Below are 752 nucleotides of genomic sequence, written 5' to 3' on the forward strand. Positions count from 1 at the left end.
TTGTTTCCAACTTTTCCAACAAGCCGCTGGGGATGGCATTTTTTACTCGAAAAACATCAAGATATCGCTCAGTTTAAAAAGTTGTTAATAACTTAAGTCTGCTTTACATAGGAACCCTAACTGTTAGCAGCAGGTTTTTTAATACATTTGAAAATCTTTCGGTAACCTTGAGTTGATAAATCTCAAAAGTTTTCTAATTTCCATAGTCGAGTTTTCAGCTTTGTCTAAACCTCTGTAAGAATATGATAATGAAGTAGTATTATTGCTAATAGATATACCTACTGATGTACCATCCATAACTCTCGTCTTCCTATCGTTGAGTTTAAAATTATCTTTAGTTTTTTGAAAGTATAAGTAAAGAGAGTCTATTTCATTTGGTTTTAATTTTATCTTTTCTAATGATTGCTTTTTTTCGCCATTAACAGTTTCAAATTTTGAAACAAACAATGTGTCTTTCGAAGTTTCCGTCCGGTTAAAAGAAGCTTGGTATTGATCTGACCAAGGTGATCCATAAGTATATATTTCCAATTGATTATCACGACTTAATTGTTCTGGAAGTTGCTCTTTTTTACAAGCAAAAAAAATAAAAAATGGAGTTAATAATATCAAATTTTTCATAGTTGTTACGTTTACGTTTTTTAAACTTGCTGCTAACGTCAGTTCGTCTAAAAACCTTTAAACGAACTCATTTTAGTTAATCAGTAAGTAAATATATATGATTTAAACTACAATTGAAACTCTTTTTGGAAAAA

The 752-nt window shown here is 29.8% G+C and carries 1 protein-coding gene; it reads right to left on the reverse strand.

Annotated features, from left to right (window positions below; all coding sequences use genetic code 11):
* Positions 1–138: 138 nt before the first annotated feature.
* Positions 139–618, reverse strand: a complete 480-nt coding sequence (locus ACP7AV_RS17165; RefSeq protein ID WP_426093011.1) for a hypothetical protein — start codon at positions 616–618, stop codon at positions 139–141.
* Positions 619–752: the final 134 nt, after the last annotated feature.

It is taken from the genome of Flavobacterium sp. DSR3-2, from assembly GCF_049896525.1.
Classification (GTDB): domain Bacteria; phylum Bacteroidota; class Bacteroidia; order Flavobacteriales; family Flavobacteriaceae; genus Flavobacterium.

Bases quoted from the DNA above. Each gene is read 5' to 3' on its own strand.
- ACP7AV_RS17165 (WP_426093011.1), bottom strand. From the start codon at position 618: ATGAAAAATTTGATATTATTAACTCCATTTTTTATTTTTTTTGCTTGT.